This window comes from Roseofilum acuticapitatum BLCC-M154 (genome assembly GCF_030068475.1).
Taxonomy (GTDB): Bacteria; Cyanobacteriota; Cyanobacteriia; order Cyanobacteriales; family Desertifilaceae; genus Roseofilum; species Roseofilum acuticapitatum.
The window spans coordinates 1-21,108 of record NZ_JAQOSP010000093.1; the positions used below are offsets into that span (position 1 = coordinate 1).

The 21,108-nt window shown below is 48.0% G+C and carries 12 protein-coding genes; 7 read left to right on the forward strand and 5 right to left on the reverse strand.

Features of this window, described 5'->3' with window-relative positions; translation table 11 throughout:
• Positions 1 to 275: 275 nt before the first annotated feature.
• From PMG71_RS14265 to PMG71_RS14280, 4 genes are all read right to left on the reverse strand, one after another.
• Positions 276 to 2,477, reverse strand: a complete 2,202-nt coding sequence (locus PMG71_RS14265) for a molybdopterin oxidoreductase family protein (protein ID WP_283754370.1) — start codon at positions 2,475 to 2,477, stop codon at positions 276 to 278.
• Positions 2,478 to 2,715: 238 nt separating this feature from the next.
• Positions 2,716 to 4,227, reverse strand: coding sequence for an MFS transporter (locus PMG71_RS14270; RefSeq protein WP_283754371.1), 1,512 nt, complete (start codon positions 4,225 to 4,227; stop codon positions 2,716 to 2,718).
• A 98-nt stretch (positions 4,228 to 4,325) separates the two neighbouring features.
• Positions 4,326 to 4,994 carry a hypothetical protein gene (locus PMG71_RS14275; RefSeq protein ID WP_283754372.1) on the reverse strand — a complete coding sequence of 223 codons (669 nt, stop codon included), beginning with the start codon at positions 4,992 to 4,994 and terminating at the stop codon, positions 4,326 to 4,328.
• 76 nt (positions 4,995 to 5,070) lie between these two features.
• Positions 5,071 to 6,930 carry a ferredoxin--nitrite reductase gene (locus tag PMG71_RS14280; protein WP_283754373.1) on the reverse strand — a complete coding sequence of 620 codons (1,860 nt, stop codon included), beginning with the start codon at positions 6,928 to 6,930 and terminating at the stop codon, positions 5,071 to 5,073.
• A 290-nt stretch (positions 6,931 to 7,220) separates the two neighbouring features.
• Between PMG71_RS14280 and PMG71_RS14285 the strand changes: the two genes are divergently transcribed.
• The 3 genes from PMG71_RS14285 to PMG71_RS14295 all read left to right on the forward strand — a co-directional run bounded on the left by PMG71_RS14285 (position 7,221) and on the right by PMG71_RS14295 (position 13,863).
• A complete protein-coding gene (locus PMG71_RS14285; RefSeq protein ID WP_283754374.1) occupies positions 7,221 to 9,281 on the forward strand; it encodes an OmpA family protein in 2,061 nt (686 codons plus the stop codon).
• A gap of 178 nt (positions 9,282 to 9,459) precedes the next feature.
• Positions 9,460 to 10,770: a HEAT repeat domain-containing protein gene (locus PMG71_RS14290; protein WP_283754375.1), complete on the forward strand. Its 1,311-nt coding sequence runs from the start codon at positions 9,460 to 9,462 to the stop codon at positions 10,768 to 10,770.
• A gap of 117 nt (positions 10,771 to 10,887) precedes the next feature.
• Positions 10,888 to 13,863: an ATP-binding response regulator gene (locus PMG71_RS14295; RefSeq protein ID WP_283754376.1), complete on the forward strand. Its 2,976-nt coding sequence runs from the start codon at positions 10,888 to 10,890 to the stop codon at positions 13,861 to 13,863.
• Here the strand turns inward: PMG71_RS14295 and PMG71_RS14300 are convergent.
• Positions 13,832 to 14,983 (reverse strand): hypothetical protein, encoded by a 1,152-nt coding sequence (locus PMG71_RS14300; RefSeq protein ID WP_283754377.1) that lies wholly within the window; start codon positions 14,981 to 14,983, stop codon positions 13,832 to 13,834. The two genes, PMG71_RS14295 and PMG71_RS14300, sit on opposite strands and share 32 nt — an antisense overlap.
• A 448-nt stretch (positions 14,984 to 15,431) precedes the next feature.
• Here PMG71_RS14300 and PMG71_RS14305 point away from each other — a divergent pair, with 448 nt between their 5' ends.
• From PMG71_RS14305 to PMG71_RS14320, 4 genes are all read left to right on the forward strand, one after another.
• The gene (locus PMG71_RS14305; protein ID WP_283754378.1) at positions 15,432 to 17,267 is read left to right on the forward strand and encodes an NAD(P)H-quinone oxidoreductase subunit F; all 1,836 of its coding nucleotides are present in this window, start codon (positions 15,432 to 15,434) and stop codon (positions 17,265 to 17,267) included.
• Positions 17,268 to 17,272: 5 nt separating this feature from the next.
• Positions 17,273 to 18,769, forward strand: a complete 1,497-nt coding sequence (locus PMG71_RS14310; protein WP_283754379.1) for an NADH-quinone oxidoreductase subunit M — start codon at positions 17,273 to 17,275, stop codon at positions 18,767 to 18,769.
• A 174-nt stretch (positions 18,770 to 18,943) separates the two neighbouring features.
• Positions 18,944 to 20,245 carry a CO2 hydration protein gene (locus PMG71_RS14315; RefSeq protein ID WP_283754380.1) on the forward strand — a complete coding sequence of 434 codons (1,302 nt, stop codon included), beginning with the start codon at positions 18,944 to 18,946 and terminating at the stop codon, positions 20,243 to 20,245.
• Positions 20,246 to 20,349: 104 nt separating this feature from the next.
• On the forward strand, positions 20,350 to 20,751 hold the full coding sequence (locus PMG71_RS14320) for a fasciclin domain-containing protein (RefSeq protein ID WP_347179292.1): 402 nt from the start codon (positions 20,350 to 20,352) through the stop codon (positions 20,749 to 20,751).
• Positions 20,752 to 21,108 lie beyond the last annotated feature (357 nt).

A 21,108-nucleotide genomic window follows, 5' to 3' on the forward strand; every position in this document is an offset into this window, starting at 1 on the left:
ATATCAAGTCCGGATAAAGGGTGAAGAAGCGGGCAAGATGCCCGCACTCCTCTAATCCCTTGATATTGCTGGAGTGGGAGCGTCTCGCTCCCTAAGTTTTTAATCATGGTATTTCCGCTTCGCGGACATGAACAATCGGACTTGATATGACAACCCTAAAATGGTGGGTTACGGCGGATTGATAAATTGCTGTCAGAGTCTAGGTTTTAGCCGCCTAACCCACCCTACGCTAATGCACATTTTTAGCTGTGTCATGGCAGTAGGGTAGTCCAGGTTTAATGACACAATTGGGGATTACTCGCCGATTGGCTTGCCAACCCTACCACTTCAGAGTTTGCAGATGAGGGTTCGGGGGGCGCGGGGATTAATTGCACAGCACAGGCTTTGAGTTCCGGTTGTCCGGAACTCGGACAAGCTTCAGGATGGGTTAACATATTGGCTTCCGTGCGATCGCCCCACATAGCCCCCCAATGCATCGGTGCAAATACTGTTCCCTTAGTAATATTTTTTGTGATTTTCGCCAGAAACCGACACCATCCACGACGCGATCGCACCTGCACCATCATCCCCTCGGTAATCCCCAATTTTTCTGCATCATAGGGATGAACCTCAATCACCGCCTCCGGGTGCATCTTCTGAATCTTATCAATGCGACCCGTCCGGGTTAACGTATGCCAATGGCCATAGAGCCGTCCCACCGTCAGTACAAACGGATACTCGCCATCCGGCGGTTCCGCCAAGCCTCGCGAATGGAATGCAGCAAATCGGGCTAGACCATCCGGAGTATTAAAACGTAAATCCGTATACATGCGAGCTTGCGGTTCTCCCCCTTCTGTGCAAGGCCATTGCAGCGGCCCTTCATTGCGTAATCTTTCGTAAGTAATTCCCCTCTGTTCGCAGGGGCGATTCGCCGTCAGTTGGATAAATTCATTACGCACCGCTTCCGAATCTGCAAAATCAAACTGTTTCTCAAAGCCTAATCTGCGTCCCACTTCCGCAAAAATTTCCCAATCTGCACGGGCCAAACCCGGAGCAGGTCGAAACGCCGGACACAGCGTCACTCGGCGCTCTGAATTCGTCATCGTTCCCGTCTTCTCGCTCCACTGAGCTGCGGGCAGCAAAACATGGGCATATTGGGCCGTTTCTGTGGGATAATAAGCATCTTGGTAGATTGTGAAAGGCGATCGCAACAACGCCGCCTTCGTCCGCTCCAAATCCGGCATACTCACCGCCGGATTCGTCGCCGCAATCCACAAAACCCCCACCCGGTCTTGTTCCAACCCCTGAATCATCTCCCAAGCAGACAACCCCGGTTGAGGATGAATACTACCCGGACTTAACCCCCAAAGCTGCTCCACCTCCCGGCGATGCTGTTCATTCTTCACCAACCGATACCCCGGCAAAATATGGGCCAGTCCCCCCGCTTCCCGGCCACCCATCGCATTCGGTTGCCCCGTGAGCGAAAACGGCCCCGCCCCCGGCTTCCCAATATTCCCCGTCATCAAATGCAGATTAATCAACGTCCTATTCTTCGCCGTACCTTCCGCAAACTGATTTAACCCCATCGACCACAGAGACAGCACCCGCTTCGACTCCCCCCACCAGCGAGCCGCCAGTTCCAAATCCTCCACCGAAATTCCGCAATTTCGCGCCACCAACTCCGGAGGATAAGCTTGGATAACCTGTACATACTCAGCAAACCCCATGGTTTGTTCATCAATAAATACAGAATCAATCAATCCCCACTTCTGCAATAAATGGGCAATCCCATTCATCAAATCAATATCCGTCCCCGGCTTAATCGCCAAATGCAAATCCGCCGCTTCTGCCGTTTGCGTCTTGCGCGGGTCAACCACAATCAATTTCACCTCTTTATTTTTCTTGTGATAAACCCGCAAGCGGTTAAAAATAATTGGGTGACATTCCGCCGTATTCGTACCAATCAAAAACGCACAATCGGTGAGTTCTAAATCATCATAACAACAGGGCGGCCCATCCGAACCCAAACTTTGCATATATCCCGACACCGCCGAAGACATGCACAGGCGGGAATTCGCATCAAAATTATTCGTTCTCAGGCAACCTTTAAGCAACTTTTGAGCAACATAATAATCCTCCGTTTGGAATTGTCCCGACCCATACATACAAATGGCATGGGGCCCTTGAACTAAGCGCGTCGTCTTAATTTTGCCCACAATGCGCTGGAGCGCTTCATCCCAAGTAACCTGACGAAACGGCTCATCCAAAGACTCGCGCATCATCGGGGTTTTGAGGCGATTTTTATCCAAAGATTCGCTAACGGTTGCACCTTTGACACAAACTTTCCCCAAGCTAGAAGGATGGGACTTATCGCCCATAATTTTCCAGATGGGATTACCATCTTTATCTCGGTTGGTCGCTTTACCGGCAACAGCAGGGGGAGAAGCTTCTAAGCCGCAACCGACTCCACAGTAAGGACAAAGGGTTTGGTGTACCATAGTGTTCAATTAAAAATTAAAAATTAAAAATTAAAAATGGGGGAGTGGGGTGATGGGGGGATGGGGGGATGGGGGGATGGGGGGATGGGATGATGGGATGATGGGGAGACACAGATACCTATTGCCTATTGCCTATTGCCTATTCCCCATTCCCTATTCCCCATTCCCTATTCCCCATTCCCTATTGCCCATTCCCCATTCCCTATTCCCTATTCCCCATTCCCCATTCCCCATTCCCTTATTCGGCCGCAATGGGTTCCACGTGGGGAACAGTCGTGGCTTCCATTTCTCCTTCGTGGTGGTCTGCGAAGGAGCCTTTGGGTTCTTTGAGGAAGAAGGCGCAGAGGAAGGCGACGATGAGACTGGCGACTCCTAGGACTTCAAAGAAGACTCGGTTACCCACATCTCCGGAGGGGAGCAAGCTAAAGAGGGTCAAATAAGCAACGGCTCCGACGTTGCCGTAGGCTCCGACATTACCGGCAATTTGTCCGGTGACGCGGCGTTTAATGAGGGGAACCATGGCGAAGGTGGAGCCTTCTCCCGCTTGGACAAAGAAGGAACACATCATGGTGAGCATGACAGCGAGGGGTAAAAACCAACTGCCGGTGACGCGACCCATCATCAGATAGGCAATCCCCATACATCCGGTCAATACTGCCATAGTCATTTTACGGCTTCCGAGGCGATCGGAGATTAAGCCACCGCCAGGACGGGACATTAAATTCATGAAGGCATAACTGGCAGCAATCATACCGGCTGCTTGTTTGCTGAGGCCAAAGGTTCCTTCAAAGAACGAGGGAAGCATGGAAACAACTGCGAGTTCTGAACCGAAGTTAACAATATAGGTGAGTTCTAAGAGGGCAACTTGGGAGAATTCATAGCGGTCTTCAGCCGGATAGCGCTTTTGACCGAGCATAAGTTCTTTGTTCACATCCCAGCAGTTATAAGCTTGGAAGAGATAGAGACCGAGTAAACAAGCCCAGACAATATAAAGTTGCGATGTATTCAGAAATCCGACTTTGCTTAAGCGCCAAGCGAGAACAGCAAGAATACCAGAGAGGGGAATATTCATCAGCATCAGGAACCAGAAGTCTTTGGGGGTGGTGACTTCTAGGCCGGTAGCTTTCTTGGGCTTTTGATAGACTTTGCCAGGAGGAGTATCTTGGACGCTGAAGAAGTAGAGAATGCCGTAGAGTGCCGCAATAATACCTGTTCCGGCAATGGAAACCCGCCAGTTGATGATGCTACCCGCTCCGAAGGTGAGAATGGCGGCAATGGTAGGTAGGGTGAAGGCAGAAGCGGCAGAACCAAAGTTACCCCATCCTCCATAGATGCCTTCAGCGAGACCAATTTCTTTGGGGGGGAACCATTCGGCAACCATGCGAATGCCAATCACAAAGCCTGCACCGACGATGCTGAGGGCGAGTCGGCTAATCACCAGTTGGCTGAAGTTTTGGGCGCTGGCGAAGGCGATGCAGGGAATGGCGGCATAGATGAGGAGCAGGGAGTAGGTAATTCTGGGCCCGTATTTGTCTAGGAGCATCCCGATAATAATCCGGGCGGGTACGGTTAGGGCGACGTTACAGATGGCAATGGTGCGAATTTGGCCGACTTCGAGACCGAAGTCTTCTTTGACGGCTGTGGCTAGGGGGGCGAGGTTGAACCAAACGACGAAGGAGAGGAAGAAGGCGAACCAGGTCATATGCAGAATTTTATATCTGCCCTGGAATGACCACATTTCTTTGAGCATGACGGTTGATTGAGTAAGGGGTAAAGGGTAATGGAATGAGTAAGGGGTAAAGGGGAATGGGTAAAATCTGGTTTTTCCCATTCCCTATTCCCTATTGCCTAATTTCCTGTCCAGGGGCTGACTTCGAGGATACCGGTGGGAGCCATGACGACGAGGAAGGGAGAACTACCAGAAGATGCTTCTGCTTTCCGTAAGTTTTCTAGGGGAGTTTCATTTAGGTAGTCGGAGGCGGCTGAGTTGAGAGGGGTGTATTTAGAGATTTCCCCTGCTTTATTGATCTCCACCTGATACACTAAACTCTCGGAGAATGTCGGTTGAGTCTGCCAAGTGCTATCAATTTGTTCATAGAGTTCAGAGCGTTGCTCACTCACTGTGGCTTCCTTCATCGCAGTAGCCGGTTGTGCGTCTGCCTGAACTTCTGTTTCAGCCGTTTCGGTCATTGCTTCGGAAGTTTCAGCCGTTTCGGTCATCGCTTCGGAAGTTTTAGCCGTTTCGGTCATCGTTTCGGAAGTTTCAGCCGTTTCGGTCATCACTACTGGGGTTGCAGTCGTTGTGGTGCTGGCACTAGCCACAATTACCTCTTCTGCTTCATCCGCTTGGGGTTCAGGAGTAACTACTTCTGCCACTTTGGTTTCAGCTACAGCCTGGGCTACTAGATGATTCCAGCGACCTACCATAATTCCAGTAAAGACAACTACTCCAACTAAACTTAAGCTTTTCAGAAGTACGGATTCGACAGAAGAGAGTTTGTTGTGAGGTTCAGACATTTTTGCGATACTCCTTAAATAAGATGATTAGAAATTTGGACTGGGGCTACTCCCCAGTTTTTTTGTTCTTTCTGCTTTAAGCGTCTAGAACGATGTCTCCAACTGGATGGGCGCTACAGGTTAGAATGACTCCCTGCTGGTCACCCAAGGCTTGGGGGTCTTGAAGATAGCCCACTTCTCCAGAAACCAACTGTTGTTCACAGACTCCACAAGTTCCAGAACGACAACTTGACTCTAGGTCAATGCCTGAGCGTTCTGCGGCTTCCAAAATAGACTCTCCTTGATAACAGGTGAAGGTTTTGCCTGTTTTGGCTAATTGTACGGTTCCCACAATGGTAGAAATGGCTTCAGAAGCATCAGATTTAGCCCCATTGCCATTCACATCTGGGGTTGGAGCGACGGAGCCAGCTTTGGGTTGGGCCCCAAATTGCTCAATGAGCAGGTTGCGTAAGACGGGTTTGAGGTCTTCGCAGGGGATGCCTTTCATGACTTTTTCGCCGAGTTGTGCTTCTTTGCCGACTTTGCCTCCCATGAAGATATCAACGGCTTCTACGCTTTTCCCGTCTTTGCGGGTTTTGGTTCCCATTAAGCCGATATCGGCGACTTGGGGTTGCCCGCAGGAGTTGGGGCATCCTGTCCAATGGATGCGAACCGGTTTTTCTAGGGTTAATTCCTGACTCAGTTCTGCAATCATAGCGTTGGCTTTATTTTTGGTTTCAATCAAGGCAAATTTGCAGAATTGGGCCCCGGTGCAGGAGACGAGGGCGCGGGAGAGGGGGTCGGGGTTGAGGCTGAATTTCTCTAATAGAGGTTCAGCGAGGAAGGCTTCTAGACGGGAGTCGGGAATGTTCGGAATAATGGCATTTTGTTCGACAGTGAGTCGAATTTCTGCATTGCCGTATACCTCAGCAAGACGAGCGAGTTCAAACATATCGGGGGCATAGAGCCGACCGACAGGAATGTGCAGTCCAACATAGTTGAGTCCGGCTTGTTTTTGGGGGTAGACTCCGATGTGGTCGCGCTTGTCCCAGTCGAATTCGTCTTTGGGGGCGGCTTCGGAGAGGCGTTTGCCGAGTTGTTCTTCGATGGTGGCTCGGAAACGTTCGATTCCCCATTCGTCAATGAGCCACATGAGTCTGGATTTTTGGCGGTTTGCCCGCAGTCCATGGTCTCGGTAGACTTCGAGGATGGCGCGGCTGAGGGCTACGCAGTCACTGGGTTCTATCCAAGCGTCTAGGGGGATGGCGGCTTCGCAGCGTTTGCCGGAGAAGAAGCCGCCGACGATGACGTTGAAGCCGAGGATGCCGTCTTTGTAGGCGGGGACGTAGGCGATGTCGTTGATTTCGGCATGAACGGAGTTGTCTCGGCCGCCGGCGATCGCAATATTAAATTTTCGAGGTAAGTTAGTAAACTCAGGGTTCCCTTGACCAGAGTTGGTAATCATGTCTTGGGTTGCCTGAACTAAGTCTCGTGTATCAATCAGTTCAGCACTATCAATCCCGGCCACGGGAGAACCCGTAATGTTACGCACATTATCCATCCCCGATTGCATGGAGGTTAAGCCGACTTGCTCGAATTTCTGGAAGATTTGGGGAATGTCTTCTAGGCGAATGCCTCGCAGTTGCAAGTTTTGCCTTGTGGTAATATCAGCATTGCCGTCTTCTCCATATTTTTGGGTGATTTCGGCTAAAGTTCGCATTTGCTGGCTGGTGAGGATACCGTTGGGCATCCGCATCCGGAGCATGAATTTACCGGGGGTGACGGGCCGGAAGAAGATTCCTAACCATTTGAGCCGTTGGTCGCGGTCGGTTTCGTCTATGGATTCCCAGCCCATTTGAGCGAATTGTTCGAGTTGCCCTTTGACGGCTAATCCGTCTTTTTCGGCTTTAAATCGTTCAAATTTATTGAGGCTTTCGGTGGAGGGAACGGTGGTCATGGATAAAGAACCTCTTTAATTTAGGTAAGAATTAATCTGGGTCTGCTCCGCCGTGAATTAGCTAGTATGTTATGGATATTGATCGGAAGATTTCGTATTTCAAATTACAAAATATTTCTTTTTATGAAGTTCTTGTATGATCGAAGTGTGAAAAATGCATAACCCATGGGAGCAGGAAGGTCACAAAGCCTGATGGCATTAGGGTTCAGGGTGGAAAATGACTAAAAGCCTGATTGTGAAGAACTGCAAATAATCTGTAGAGAAGTTTAAATGGTGTAAGGATAGGGGCCATGGCAGAGGATGTAACAAAACCAGAAAACGGAGAGGCAATGGAGAACGATCCATTGACGCAACTGCGAAATTTACTGATACCCTCCGAAGAAAATGAGTCGCAAAAGAAACAAGAAGAGTTACAATCCCTGAAGCAAGAATTGGTGAATTTACAGAAGGAACGGCCGAGTGTGGAAGAGCTATCCCGCCGGTTGGTTCCGGTGGTGGGGGAGGAGGTGAAGCGGTATTTGATGCGATCGCCGACTACCCTGATGCAATGGCTCCATCCAGCCTTGACTAGCACCATTAAGGAAAACAAGCAGGAAATCGCGGAAACGATGATTCCCCTAATGCCGAAACAGAATCAGGGGATGCTCTCTCCGGGGACGTGGGATCGGCTGTTGGATGAACTGCTGCGGGGAGTTGATGAGCGCCTGGAAGAGTCGCAGAAAGAGTCGGATGAGCGAACCCGTAAGCAGTTCGATCGCTGGCTACGGACGGATCTGATGGAGTATATTGAAACTCACTCGGAGGACGTGGTGCATCTAATTTTACCTCAGTTAGTGCCGCCGTTGCAAAAGCAACTTAAACGCGCCCTCCAACCCTATTTAGAAGAGCAACAGGAACTACTAGAAACCCAATTACAGCAGCAGTTAACGGAGTGGATGACGCAACGACTGCAAGAGTCGCGGGAAGAGTTGGTCAGGTTGCTGACTCCCAAGGAGCAGCCCGCACTGCCTTCGGTGGAGGATCTGCAACCGGCGATCGCCGCCCAAATCCAAAGTCAATTGTCTGAGAAGTTATCGGAGTATGTGCAAAACCAAACATTACCGGATTCTTCGGAGCTGGTAAAAAGTTTGCAACCGACGCTAGAGAGCTTAATTGGACAACGGGTGGAGCAGGTACAAGGGGAATTATTGGGACAGATCAACCTGCCGGAAAATCCGGATATGCAACAGCTCGAATCTGCCCTATTGAGTCAGTTAGAAGGGTTAGTGCAAGCAAAAATTGACAGTCGCGTAGAAGCGCTAGTCGCAGAAAAGATCGAAACTGCCTTAGCCGGATTGCCTCCAGCACCTGAACCCTCGGAACAACGCACACCAGAAGAGTTAATGGAACTGCTCAGTCCCCAAATTGAGGAGTTAATCGCCGCTAAAGGGGGGACTGGAGAGGGGGAAAAAGCACCCCATGTACCAGCTACTTTGGTGTTTAAGGAAAAAGTGGAAAACCTGCGCTCTGGCGGTATTTCTAAGGTTTGGCTGGCGGCTCTGGCTTGGGTGGTGGCGATCGCCCTTTTGCCGTTAGGCTGGTTTGCCTATCGCTCGATGCGAGAAACCCGGTTAAGTCGCCAATTAACCGCAGTTTTAGCCAATTCTCCCACCCTCTCCCCCTATCGCTTAGATGCACAAGTGAGAGGGGATGAGGTGACTTTAACCGGACAATTGCCCGATCCGAGTTTACAAGCAACTGTAGAACGGGTGATGGAGGAAAATGCCCCGAATTTGGAGCTAGAGAATCAGGTAGAAATTATTGCCCCCCCGCCCACACCGGAAGAAATTCAAGCAGAGGTCACCAGGGTAGAGGCAACATTGGATCAGTTAGATGGTATTTCCATTTCGGCTGAGTATGCCAATGGGGAAGTTACGGTAACCGGGACGGTAATCCAAGCCGCAGATGCTACTCGCATCACTCAAGCGTTTACGGAAATTCCCGGAGTCGAAGCGGTCACCAATACGGTGCAAGTGCAACCCCCACAAATTCCGATTCGCATTTATTTTACCGTCAATTCCGCCCAGTTACCGACAGCAGATATCCGAGTAAAAATTATTCCCTTGGTAACGCTGTTGAAACGCTACCCCGAATTAAACCTGAAAATTGCCGGTCATATTAGTCCCGATCAGGAGGAAGAAAACGGTCAAACCTTGAGCCGTCAACGGGCGGAAGCCGTGCAAAAAGTGCTGATTCAGCAGGGAATCGATCCGAAACGGCTTCAGGTAGAGGCGATCGCCTATCCCCCTGCTGATGTCAATCCTAACCAAGCGGATTGGCTCAAGCGAGCTGTTGTTTTTTATCCTCAGTAAGAATAGAGTATTAGCTTGGCGATAAGGGCTAACTTGGGTGGAAAAAAGCATAGATTGGATGCATAAAGCTCATAGGGTTATAATTTTTGTTGTTTCCATTACTAAAATCGAGAGAAAACTTGCTTAGGGTGACTGGATACTCTAAAAAAAATTCAACATAATATTTGAGTCGTACTATATGAAAAGGTTAAAAACGGCGATCGCGTCTCAAAATGACCATGATGGAGAACAAGAGGATCGGTTGTATCTTGAGTTTCAGCATGAGGTGGAGGTTTGGCAAGAAGGAGTAGGGGACGATCGCCGATTAGAGCTATTGGATTTAGGGTTAAGGGTTTTGCGCTCTGGGGATTTTCAGATGCGGTGGGATGTGGCGAAGCTGTTGCCGAAGTTGGGATCGCAGGCGATCGCCCCATTATTGCAACTTTTGGCAGATGAAGAGGAGGATGAAGAATTACGGTGGTTTGCGGGCAGTATTTTGGAGAAGTTTAACCAACCGGTGGTGATTGCAGGGTTGCTAGAGGTTTTAAGAACGACTGAGAGTGAAGAATTACGCGCTTTGGGCGCTGATATTCTCAGTAGTTTTGGTGATTCTGCCCTGGCGGTGTTGCAAGAGTTACTGGAAAATCCGATGACGAGGGAGTTGGCGGTGGGCGCTCTGATTCGGATTCGCCATCCAGAGGTGATTTCTGCTTTGTTAAAGGTGGTTCCGGATGAGAATCCCCAGGTGTATACTTTGGCTCTGGAGGGATTGAGTTATTTTCAAGATCCCCGTGTGGTTCCAGCTTTGATGATGGGGTTGGAGCATCTGATGGCTAGGGTGCGCTCTGCTGCGGTGGTGGGGTTAGGATTGCGCTGCGATCGCTCTTCCTTGAGTCTGGTGTCTAGGGAGCAGGTGGTTGGTAAGTTGCGCGATCGCCTTTGGGATTTCGATCTGCAAGTGTGTAAACAGGCGGCGATCGCTCTGGGACGTTTGGCAACCCTGGAGGGGGCGATCGCGCTCTCTGCGATCCTTCGTTCTCACTGTACCCCTAAACCCTTACAACAGAGTACCATTCAGGGATTGGGACTGATGCTAGATTCAGATTCAGAAGTCGCTCATTTTGCCCTGGAGACTTTGCTAGAACGTTTTCTGAGTGGTCGATATTCGGAAACTATAACCCTAGAGATCGTTAAAGGGGTGGCACAGGTGCAACCGCAAGAACAACGAGAACGAGTCACGAGCGCATTGATTGAGGGCTTAAATTTGGAGTTTTCCCCCAGGGTTAAGGGGGAAATTGCCTTAAGTTTGGGGTATTTAAAATGCGATCGCGCTCTGGTAAGTTTAATCGAATTATTGGCTGAAGCAGAGATAATGCTGCGTCTTCATGCGATCGCCGCTCTGAAACCATTTGGCGATCTCGCTCATAAACAACTCCAGCATCTGAGCGAACAAGCCAATATACCTAGTGAGCTGCGAGATGGATTGGCGATCGCTCTACAAGAGTGGTAAAACTTAGCCTATCTTCAACAATTGGTATCTTACTTAACGAACACCACCGTCTTTTAACGCTATAATTGCAACCAGTTATACCATATCTACCGAGAAAATATTATGCTCTGACTTACCATGGATCACCCCAATTCCTCAGACTTAACCGTATCTGAAGCCCCATTAACTCACCCAACCTCTAACCCTCAACTGCTTTCCCCAAAATCTCTCCATCCTCCTTCTGCTAGAGTTGGATTCATTCAGTGGTTCAAAAATCTGCCCATTCGCCAAAAACAACTCATTGGACTGTTTACCTCGGAAATCATCTCCATTGTTGGACTCGTTGGAGTCGGAGCCTATTTAATCATTAAATCTGGACGAAATCAATTAGAAAATCAAGCCAAATCTGAATTAGCCGTTAGCCAAATCAATTACAACATCAAAATCGATCAAATGGGATTTGGCTTTCGCGGCCAATCCGATAATCTAGCCATTATCCAAGCAGCAAAATATCACCGTCAAGATCAACCCATTCCTCCAGAGCTAGAAGCACAAGTTCATCAAATTTTAGAAAACGAACTCAGGGCGCGTAATATTGAATATGCGACTTTAGTCGGAAACAACCTCGAAATTATTGTCAATGGCAATCATAACCGAACGGGTGGATTATTTAATCCAAACAACTTGGTTAAAACTGCGTTAAACACCGGCGAGCAAATCAAAACCAGTGAAATCATCTCTTGGCAAGATTTAGAATCTGAATCTCCCGAACATCTTGCTGCCTTAACTCCTGGAAAACCGGGCTTAATTCGGTATACCATTACCCCCGTAAAAGATCCACAAACTAATAAACCGATTGCCGTCCTGGTTTCTGGCGATTTAGTCAATAAAAAGTTAAAGATTGTCCAATCAACTCTAGAAGCTCTCGATGGAGGCTATAGTGGCATTTATCTTTACGATCCACCAACACAGGAGTTTCACTTAATTACCTCCATTAAAAAAATCGACGATCGTTCCCAAAGTTCTGCCTATGCAGCAGTGTATAACGAATATGTCTTAGATTATCAACTTCCAGATTTTAGCTTACTTCAAAAGGCTATTAATACCCCCAATCAAAACCCGGTTACCCAGCGAATTCAGCTAGGGGAACAGCAATACACTGTTGCCGCCAAAGCCATTCATAATTACCAAGGCCAACCCATTGGTATTTTAGTGCGCGGAACGTCTGAAACCTCCTTAGCAGAGTTAACCCAAGAAAGTCTTCTTTTCCAAGCCATTGTCGCAGCTTTTGCATTAGGTATTGATATTATTTTAGCTATTTTATTAGGCATTACCATCACTCGCCCCATTAAACGATTGCAACAGGTGACTCAATCCTTTTCTCAAGGAAATTTAAGAGCGCGATCTCCGGTCATATCTACGGATGAAATTGGCCATTTAACTGCCAATTTTAATCAGATGGCCGATCGCATCCTCAATGCCTTCCAAGAAATTCAACATCATACCCAATCTCAAGCGGAACTCAACTTAGAACTCTTAGCCGAAATTGAACAGCGTAAAGCCGTTGAAGAAGCCTTACGCAACTCTCAAGAACAGTTAGAGGAAGCCAAACAAGCAGCCGAATCTGCGAATCAGGCCAAAAGTGAATTTTTAGCTAATATGAGCCATGAACTCAGAACCCCGTTAAACGGAATTTTAGGCTATGCCCAAATTTTAGAGCGCAATACTCAATTAACTTGTGAATATGGCAAGGCTATTTCAGTGATTCATCAATGTGGCTCCCATTTATTAACCTTGATTAATGATGTTCTCGATCTTTCAAAAATAGAAGCCCGCAAACTAGAATTGGTGACTCATAATATTGATTTTCCTAACTTTCTGCAAACGATTGTTCATTTGCTGCAAGTTCGGGCCCATAGCCAGAACCTAACATTAACCTATCAATGGGTGAATGAGATTCCTCAAGTTATCTATGCTGATGAAAAGCGCTTACGTCAAGTTTTAATTAATTTGTTGGGAAATGCGATTAAGTTTACGGATGCTGGGGAAGTGACCTTTACTGTTGAAGTTTTAGACTGTGCTGATTTTGCGACTCTGAAATTTGTCATTGCTGATACCGGAATTGGGATGACAGAAGAGCAGATCAAAAAGATATTTTCACCGTTTGAACAGGTTGGTGATCGGGAAAAAAATAGCCAAGGAACGGGTTTAGGATTAGCCATTAGTCAACAAATTATTCGCTTGATGGGCAGTGAAATTACGGTTACCAGTACCTTGGGGGAAGGGAGTCGATTTGAGTTTATTCTAGATTTAGAATATCAAAACGATCGCGGCTTAGAGGCTCCGGTTGCCCTTGGGACTAAAGTTCGGGGATATGAGGGAAAAGGGAAAAAAGTGTTAATCTTAAGTCGTTGTGGGTTTAAGGCTTTTAATTGGGATCGGAGATTATATGATTCGGGAGGGTTAATCCAAGATCTGTTAACCTCTTTGGGTTTTGAGGTGATGATGGGTGAACTCGGAGAAATTGGGCAGTTTTGGGACAGAAAACCGGATTTAATTATTGTAGATGGGTTGGGTGGCGATTCGCTCCGCAACCCCTTCGGGGAACACCCTCAGCACAGCCCTCAAATCCTCGATCGCCTGCGATCGCATCCTCAGTTTCAGGATACTCCTATTTTAACCACTGTTGATCCCTGTCTCATCAACCCTGAAGCCTCTACACTCAATCGGGAAAAAAATGGGGTAATCTGTAAACCCATCCAGTTGGAAGAATTACTGTGTCAATTGGAACGCTTACTGAACTTGACTTGGATCTATGAGGAGGAATATACAGTTGGACTAGAGAAGGGTGAAGCGCAACACTCAAGCTTAGAATTGATGATAGTCGATGCCCATTCCTTAGATCATCTGTGTCACCTGGCTCAACAAGGTAACTTAAAAGGCATTATTCGAGAAGCGGATACCCTAGAAAAACAAGACCGGAGGTTGCAACCTTTAGCCCAACACATTCGTGAACTTGCCCTGAAATTTGAAGAAGAAGAACTGTTAGCTTTGTTAACTCAATTACAAGCTCAAGGGGAGTCTAATCAGAAAATTTCCCCGATTCGGGAATAGGATCGGGCAGAATTGGATCGAGGGTGATTTCTAGCTGGGCATTGCTGACTACTGGGTTATTTCCGGCGATCGCCGCTTCAAATGTCCAGGTTTGCTGATTGACCAAGCATTGGACTAAATTTTGATAGGCAATGCTGGTATTTTGAGCATTCAAAACCCTGGTGTAACTGGGCAAAATTCTGCCATTCTCATCAATGGTGACGAATAGGGTAATTGTTTGACCAAAGTATTGCCGCGTATCGGACTCTAGGGCACAAGTGGGATTCTCCGAGTCAAAAATCAGGGGGGTGTCTAAGGGTTTGGCTTTTGCCCATTGATCGGGGATATCGGTTTGTTGTTCGGGGGGAGGGGGTTGGAGTCCTAAGAGTTTGGGGGCAAATTGTTCCGGTTTGATGTCCTCAATATTGGGTAATTCTTCTTCCGCAACCGGTGGATCTGGGGGGGAAGGGTTGAGTGGAGAGGCGGAAGGTTGGGGAGTGGGAGAGGGAGCAGGCGATCGCACGGGAACGGACTCTAGATCGGGTGATGGAGTCACCACAGGACGAGGAACGACGCTCTGTGTGGGAACTGGAGAATTTTCTGGGGTGGGTTCCGGGGATGGAGTCGGTTTCGGTTCAGGAGTCGGTTCCGGGGATGGAGTCGGTTTCGGTTCAGGAGTCGGTTCCGGGGATGGAGTCGGTTTCGGTTCAGGAGTCGGTTCCGGGGATGGGGTTGGCTCCGGTTCAGGAAACGGAAAAGGGGACAAGGTGGGCGAAGGAGGAAAGGGTTCGGGAAAAGCTTCCCAGGACGGAATGGACTCTTCTGATTCAGGTTGCACTTCTGGCACAACGGGAACTGGAGTCGGATCAGGGGGTGGGGGTTCCGGTTCCTTCTGCTGAGTAGGGGAAGGAGTGGGTTCCGGTGCTGGGGTTTCCTCCACTGTAACCTCCTCCAACATCTCAATGGGAATAAAAGATGCAGAGCTTGTCTCAGCGATCCGCAAACGCAATAGGGGCTGTAAGAACCATAGGGCTAATCCATGGAGTAGTATTGACCCCAAGGCTAAAAAGAACCAAAATTGAGGGGAATGGGGCAATCGCCTCGGATGGGAAGAGCGATCGCGAATAAAAGACATAGCCACCACTGCAATACCGTTGCTATCTTAACAGCGATCGCCCCATTATTGGCGCTTCCGATAGAAACGGTTACTGAAGTATTGGACAATTTAGATCGCCATAATAAATCACGATCTCCACTTCAATCATTGTTCATTGTAAATAATTGTTCTATTAATTCCTTTTTTGTCAGTTTTTCCTTAAACAACCACACTGTTTTAGAGTTCATGGCAAACGAAAGAAAATTAAGTATTATTGCTTACTTATGAAATCATTGATCCCTGAGAGTCCCCTATGGTTATCAGTATGGGTTTCTACAGTTTGTTTTTTGATCGAGAACATTTTATAATCCGGATTAAGGCATAGACTTTTAATGATGCATAATCTGAAAAGTAAAGAGAAAAGTAATCCTATGCTTTTAGGATGCTTAAGTCTAGCTTATGTTTTCTTCGGAAAGGGATCGCTGATTCACCCATGAATACCTTTAGTCAAACGATTTGGTTAGTCCCAATGTACGCCATACTCGGTGCATTATTGACCATACCTTGGTCACCGGGTTTAATTCGGCGCACCGGCCCCCGGCCGGCAGGTTACATTAACTTATTGATGAGTTTTACTGCTTTTATCCATAGCATTCTCGGTTTACGGGAAGTGTGGGATGCACCAGCTCACTATTCCCTCAATTGGCTCCATGCAGCTAATCTAGATATCACTTTTGAGGTGGAAGTTTCTGCCACCACTGTCGGCGCGTTGGTAGTGATTTTGGGCTTAAATATCCTCACCCAAATCTATGCCATTGGTTATATGGAAATGGATTGGGGTTGGCCTCGCTTCTATGCGCTTCTGGCGGTGTTTGAAGCAGGGATGGCTACCCTGATGCTGACCAATTCCCTATTTTTCAGCTATGTGATGCTGGAAATCCTCACTTTGGGAACCTATCTGCTGATTGGCTTTTGGTTTAATCAGTCTCTGGTGGTGACTGGCGCGAGAGATGGGTTTCTGACGAAGCGGGTGGGGGACTTGGTTTTGCTGATGGCGGTGGTAGCCCTGTATCCTCTGGCGGGAACCTGGAACTATGATGAACTGGCCGTTTGGGCAAGCAAAGTAGAGTTGAATCCCAGTGTAGCTACCTTACTGGGTTTAGCGCTGCTGGCTGGGCCATTGGGTAAATGCGCCCAATTTCCCCTACAACTGTGGTTGGATGAGGCGATGGAAGGGCCGATGCCAGCCACAGTCCTGCGGAATGCAGTGGTGGTTTCGACGGGAGCTTGGGTGCTAATTAAGATGCAGCCGGTTTTGGAGTTATCGCCCTTTGTAGTGAATGCGGAAATCTTTATGGGTGCGTTTACGGCGGTCAGTTGTGCAGCCATTGCCTTAGCCCAAGTAGATATCAAGCGGGTATTTTCTTATGCAACCAGTAGTTATTTAGGCATTGTGTTTGTTGCGGTGGGCACGGGCAATAGTCAAGGAGCGCTTTTGCTGCTGTTGACCTATGCGATCGCCATGGCCCTGATGTTGATGTCTGTAGGTGGTATCATCCTCAACAATGTGGCCCAAGATATTACTCAACTGGGTGGCTTGTGGTCTCGTCGTCCCATTTCTGGAATTTGCTATGTTGTGGGCGCTCTTTCCTTGGTAGCAGTGCCTCCCCTGGGCTGTTTCTGGGGATTAGCAAAAATTGCCCAAGGTTTACCCCCAACCTTATTAATGATTTTGTTGGTCGTCAATGGCTTAACAGCCTGTAGTTTGGCGCGGGTGTTCGGACAACTGTTTACCGGTGCGGTTACAGATTGGACGAAGCGATCGCCAGAAGGGTTATGGGCTTTAGTCCTACCGATGACGATTTTGCTCGGTGTAGCGCTCCATTTACCTCAATTACTAGCCGTTCTGGGTCTATTACCGGGTCTGGATTTAGTCACTCAAAGCTCCTCTTTGCTCTTAATTAGCTCGACGGCGATCGGTGCTGGAGTTGGATTATACCTCTATGGCGGTGACAGAATACCCAAACCTATTAAGCTCCCGGTTCCAGCCATTCAAGATTTCTTTGCCTATGATTTATATACCGCCAAACTCTATAAAATTACGGTGATTGCCCTAGTCGGATTTATGGCTAAAGTGATTGATTGGTGCGATCGCATCTTAGTCGATGGCGCAGTCAATTTTGTCGGCCTATTCACCCTGGCAAGTGGCGAAAGCCTCAAATACAACACCACCGGACAAGTGCAATTTTATGCCCTATCCATCCTCTTAGGTACAGTCTTGTTTGGATTATTGCTTGTTTATCCCCTACTCTCTGCCCTACCTCAATAAACAACATGCTATCAGTCTTACTCCTGATTCCCCTATTAGGCGCGATCGCCATTTACCTCTATCCTAAACCCCAATCCAGCCGGGCGATCGCCACAGTTGCCAGTCTCGCCAGTTTAGGTTGGAGCCTCTATTTACTCAAGTTATTTGACCTCAACCCAAGCGGACTGAGCGTAGTTCAATTTAGTGAATTCCATACCTGGATTCAACCCCTCGGTCTAAACTACAGTGTTGGAGTAGATGGACTCTCCTTACCCCTAATCATTCTCAATAGCCTTTTAACCCTCATCTCCCTCTATACCAACCGCAAAAACCTAGACCGCTCGCGGCTCCATGACAGCCTGATCCTACTGATTAACGGTGGAATTGCAGGCGCTCTCATGGCCCAAAACCTGCTCTTATTTATCATCTTCTATGAACTAGAACTGATTCCCTTTTATCTACTGATTGCCATTTGGGGAGGAGAAAAACGGGGCTATGCTTCCACCAAATTTCTGCTCTATACCGCCATTTCTGGCTTAACCGTGATCGTCGGATTCTTAGGGGTAGTATTCCTCGGTGACACCGGTAGCTTTGAATTTAGCCATCTGCAAATCAATAACCTGGATCTCGTTACCCAACTGATTCTCTTGACTGCCCTACTCATTGGATTTGCGATTAAAACCCCCCTCGTTCCCCTCCATACCTGGATGCCCGATGCCTATGTAGAAGCCTCCCCCAGTACCACAGTATTGCTCGGTGGCATCTTTGCTAAATTGGGAACCTATGGCCTATTGCGCTTTGGGCTGCAACTGTTTCCCGTGGCTTGGCAAACCATGGCTCCGGGTTTAGCGATTATCGGCACAGTCAGCGTGATTTATGGCGCTCTGAGTGCGATCGCCCAACGGGACATCAAGCGCATGGTCGCCTATAGTTCCATTGGTCACATGGGCTATATCCTAGTGGCGGCCGCGGCGGGGACTGAATTGAGTGTATTAGGGGCGATCGCCCAAATGATAGCCCACGGCCTCATTCTCGCCCTCCTCTTCTTCCTCGTCGGCATCGTCGAACAAACCACCGGAACCCGCGATCTCGACGTTCTCAACGGCCTAATGAACCCCATTCGCGGCCTACCCCTCACCAGTGCCCTGCTCATTCTCGCCGGAATGGCCAGCGCCGGTATCCCCGGTTTAGTCGGCTTCGCTGCTGAATTTGTCGTCTTTCAAGGTAGCTTCGCCACCTTCCCCATTCCCACCCTCATCTGTATCCTCTCTTCAGGATTAACCGCCGTCTACTTCGTCATCCTCATCAACCGCACCTGTTTCGGCAAACTAGACAACCAGAGAGCCTACTACGCCCGCGTTACCCTGAATGAACAATGGCCAGCCCTAGTGCTAACCGCCATTATCCTCTTTTTGGGCATTCAACCCAACTTCCTCTTGCGCTGGATGGAACCGACAACCAACCGCATTGTCGCTGAGTTGCATCAACCCAAAGTTACTCATATTGCTGCTCTGGAGAGATAGGGAGATAGGGGGATGGGGGGATAGGGAGATAGGGGGATCTCATCTTGCCTATTACCCATTCCCTATTACCCATTCCCTATTACCCATTCCCTAATTACCCATTCCCTAATTACCCATTCCCTATTACCCATTCCCTATTACCCATTCCCTAATTACCCATTCCCTATAAAAACCATGACTACAACCCTCAATTCATCAACCACAAAACTCCCACCCTCAACCCATAAATACGCAGAAGTCATCCATCGTCTAGAAGCCGGTGGCTCCATGTTACCGGATACCCCAGAAAACCTCATGCAAATTATCGGCATTTATAAAGCCTATGCCGTACCCATGGATTTCTATTGGCGAGACTTACTTTACATTGCCGAGCGCGTTTTTCTCGACCCTTTGCCCTTCTTTAAATATTTCTTACCCCAAGAATATTTAGACCTGCCCAATCATTATGCAGGAGACACCGCAGATTTTCGCGTCTGGCAAAAAGGAGAAGCCAGCGCTCACCCCGAATTATTAGAATTTATGGACAAGGGAGAACTCAAGAAAAAGCTCCCCAAATTATTCCATCATCTTTGGCACGATCGCGTTAATATGGAGTTCGCCGAAGCCTGTATGCGAGCCATGCTCTGGCATCAGGGCATGGGCGGACAGTTTTATGACTACCTGGAGAGCGAAGAATATATCGCCAACTGCGATAAAGCCATTAAAGCCTATTTCAAGGGCAATCCCTTGATGTTGGGGTTGTATAAGCTCTTCCCGCAAATGTTCTATGAAAAAGTGCGGGAGCTATCCTATTATGCCAATCTTGGCTTATTCTGGGAAGTCATGGCTCCCGTCTTCTTTGAAATGAGCGATCTTTATGATGCCGGAGAGTTCAAAACCGTCCCCGATGCCATGAATTTCCTCGTCAATGGCATCTTCATCGCTGCCGGACGACCGATTTATCACCATGTCTATATTGGCGATGAATGTTATGAAATCATTCCCAAATCAAAAGGGTTTATGTGGCTCTATGAGGCAGCCTTGCCCTATGTCGAAGCCGTGTTTTATCGGACGGCTCCCTTCCGAGGAACCAAATCTTATAATGCACAAGCCAAGCAAGTTCCAGAAGAGCAAAAAGACTTCCACTATGGCATTCTCTACGCCGATGTCTTCCCCGTGGGAACCGCAGGCATCCCCCCCACTTTATTAATGCAGGATATGCTCCATTTTCTTCCCCCTTATTTAGAGGAGTATTACCAAAAATACTGTCGGGGTGAAGATGATATGTTGATTCAATTGGGCATTACTTTCCAGCGATCGATGTATAATGTGACCTCGGCGGTCATTCAAGCCTTAAGAGTTGCCCTACTCTATCCCTTAGATGACCCCAACCCCGAACATCTCTTAAAAAATCGCCAATTCTTTGAAGCACAAATGGATCGCTTCCTGCGTCCAGAAGCCCGTTTATCTGACATCCAAAGTCAAGATTATCGTTGATTGTGTGTGTGGCCTCTAGAAACCGGGTTTTTGAGGATTATTTTTGGTGATTATCTTAAGTCTTAAAAACCCGGTTTCTGACTCCTTAACTTATGGAACAAACTATGCCTAATATTGTTGAAATTGCTGTTAGTAATGAAGCCTTCTCGACTCTCGTCACTGCGGTTAAAATAGCAGGGTTAGTCGAGGCTCTGCAACAACCTGGCCCCCTCACCGTTTTTGCTCCCAATGATGATGCCTTTGGCAAATTATTACCGGGAACCGTAGAGAGTTTGGTGCAGAATATTCCCCAACTTCAGCGCATCCTTACTTATCATGTAGTCGCCGGACGCTATACTACGGCAGAATTAAAAGATCTAGAAAGTGTAACTTCTCTGGAAGGTTCCCCCATTCCCATTCGCTGTGGTGAAATTTTTGAAGTCAAAAATGCCACGGTTTTAGCCCCAGATATTGAAGCGACTAATGGCATTATTCATGTCATTGATACCGTGATTTTGATGGGGTAATATTATGTCCGGATAAAGGGTGAAGAAGCGGGCAAGATGCCCGCACTCCTCTAATCCCTAAGCGGACATGAAAATTGGTTAAGAAGCGGGCAAGATGCCCGCACTCCTCGAATTCTTTGATATGACTGGAGTGGGAGCATCTTGCTCCCTGGATTTTTAATTAGGGTATTTCCGCTTCGCGGACATGAACAATCGGACTTGATATAAGCACCTCTAATATCAAGTCCGGTTTCCGCAAGCGGACATGAAAATTGGTTAAGAAGCGGGCAAGATGCCCGCACTCCTCGAATTCTTTGATCTGACTGGAGTGGGAGCATCTTGCTCCCTAAATTTTTAATTAGGGTATTTCCGCTTCGC

Coding starts and splice junctions, on each gene's coding strand:
- PMG71_RS14265 (WP_283754370.1), bottom strand. CDS start 2,477: ATGGTACACCAAACCCTTTGTCCTTACTGTGGAGTCGGTTGCGGCTTA.
- PMG71_RS14270 (WP_283754371.1), bottom strand. CDS start 4,227: ATGCTCAAAGAAATGTGGTCATTCCAGGGCAGATATAAAATTCTGCAT.
- PMG71_RS14275 (WP_283754372.1), bottom strand. CDS start 4,994: ATGTCTGAACCTCACAACAAACTCTCTTCTGTCGAATCCGTACTTCTG.
- PMG71_RS14280 (WP_283754373.1), bottom strand. CDS start 6,930: ATGACCACCGTTCCCTCCACCGAAAGCCTCAATAAATTTGAACGATTT.
- PMG71_RS14285 (WP_283754374.1), top strand. CDS start 7,221: ATGGCAGAGGATGTAACAAAACCAGAAAACGGAGAGGCAATGGAGAAC.
- PMG71_RS14290 (WP_283754375.1), top strand. CDS start 9,460: ATGAAAAGGTTAAAAACGGCGATCGCGTCTCAAAATGACCATGATGGA.
- PMG71_RS14295 (WP_283754376.1), top strand. CDS start 10,888: ATGGATCACCCCAATTCCTCAGACTTAACCGTATCTGAAGCCCCATTA.
- PMG71_RS14305 (WP_283754378.1), top strand. CDS start 15,432: ATGAATACCTTTAGTCAAACGATTTGGTTAGTCCCAATGTACGCCATA.
- PMG71_RS14310 (WP_283754379.1), top strand. CDS start 17,273: ATGCTATCAGTCTTACTCCTGATTCCCCTATTAGGCGCGATCGCCATT.
- PMG71_RS14315 (WP_283754380.1), top strand. CDS start 18,944: ATGACTACAACCCTCAATTCATCAACCACAAAACTCCCACCCTCAACC.
- PMG71_RS14320 (WP_347179292.1), top strand. CDS start 20,350: ATGCCTAATATTGTTGAAATTGCTGTTAGTAATGAAGCCTTCTCGACT.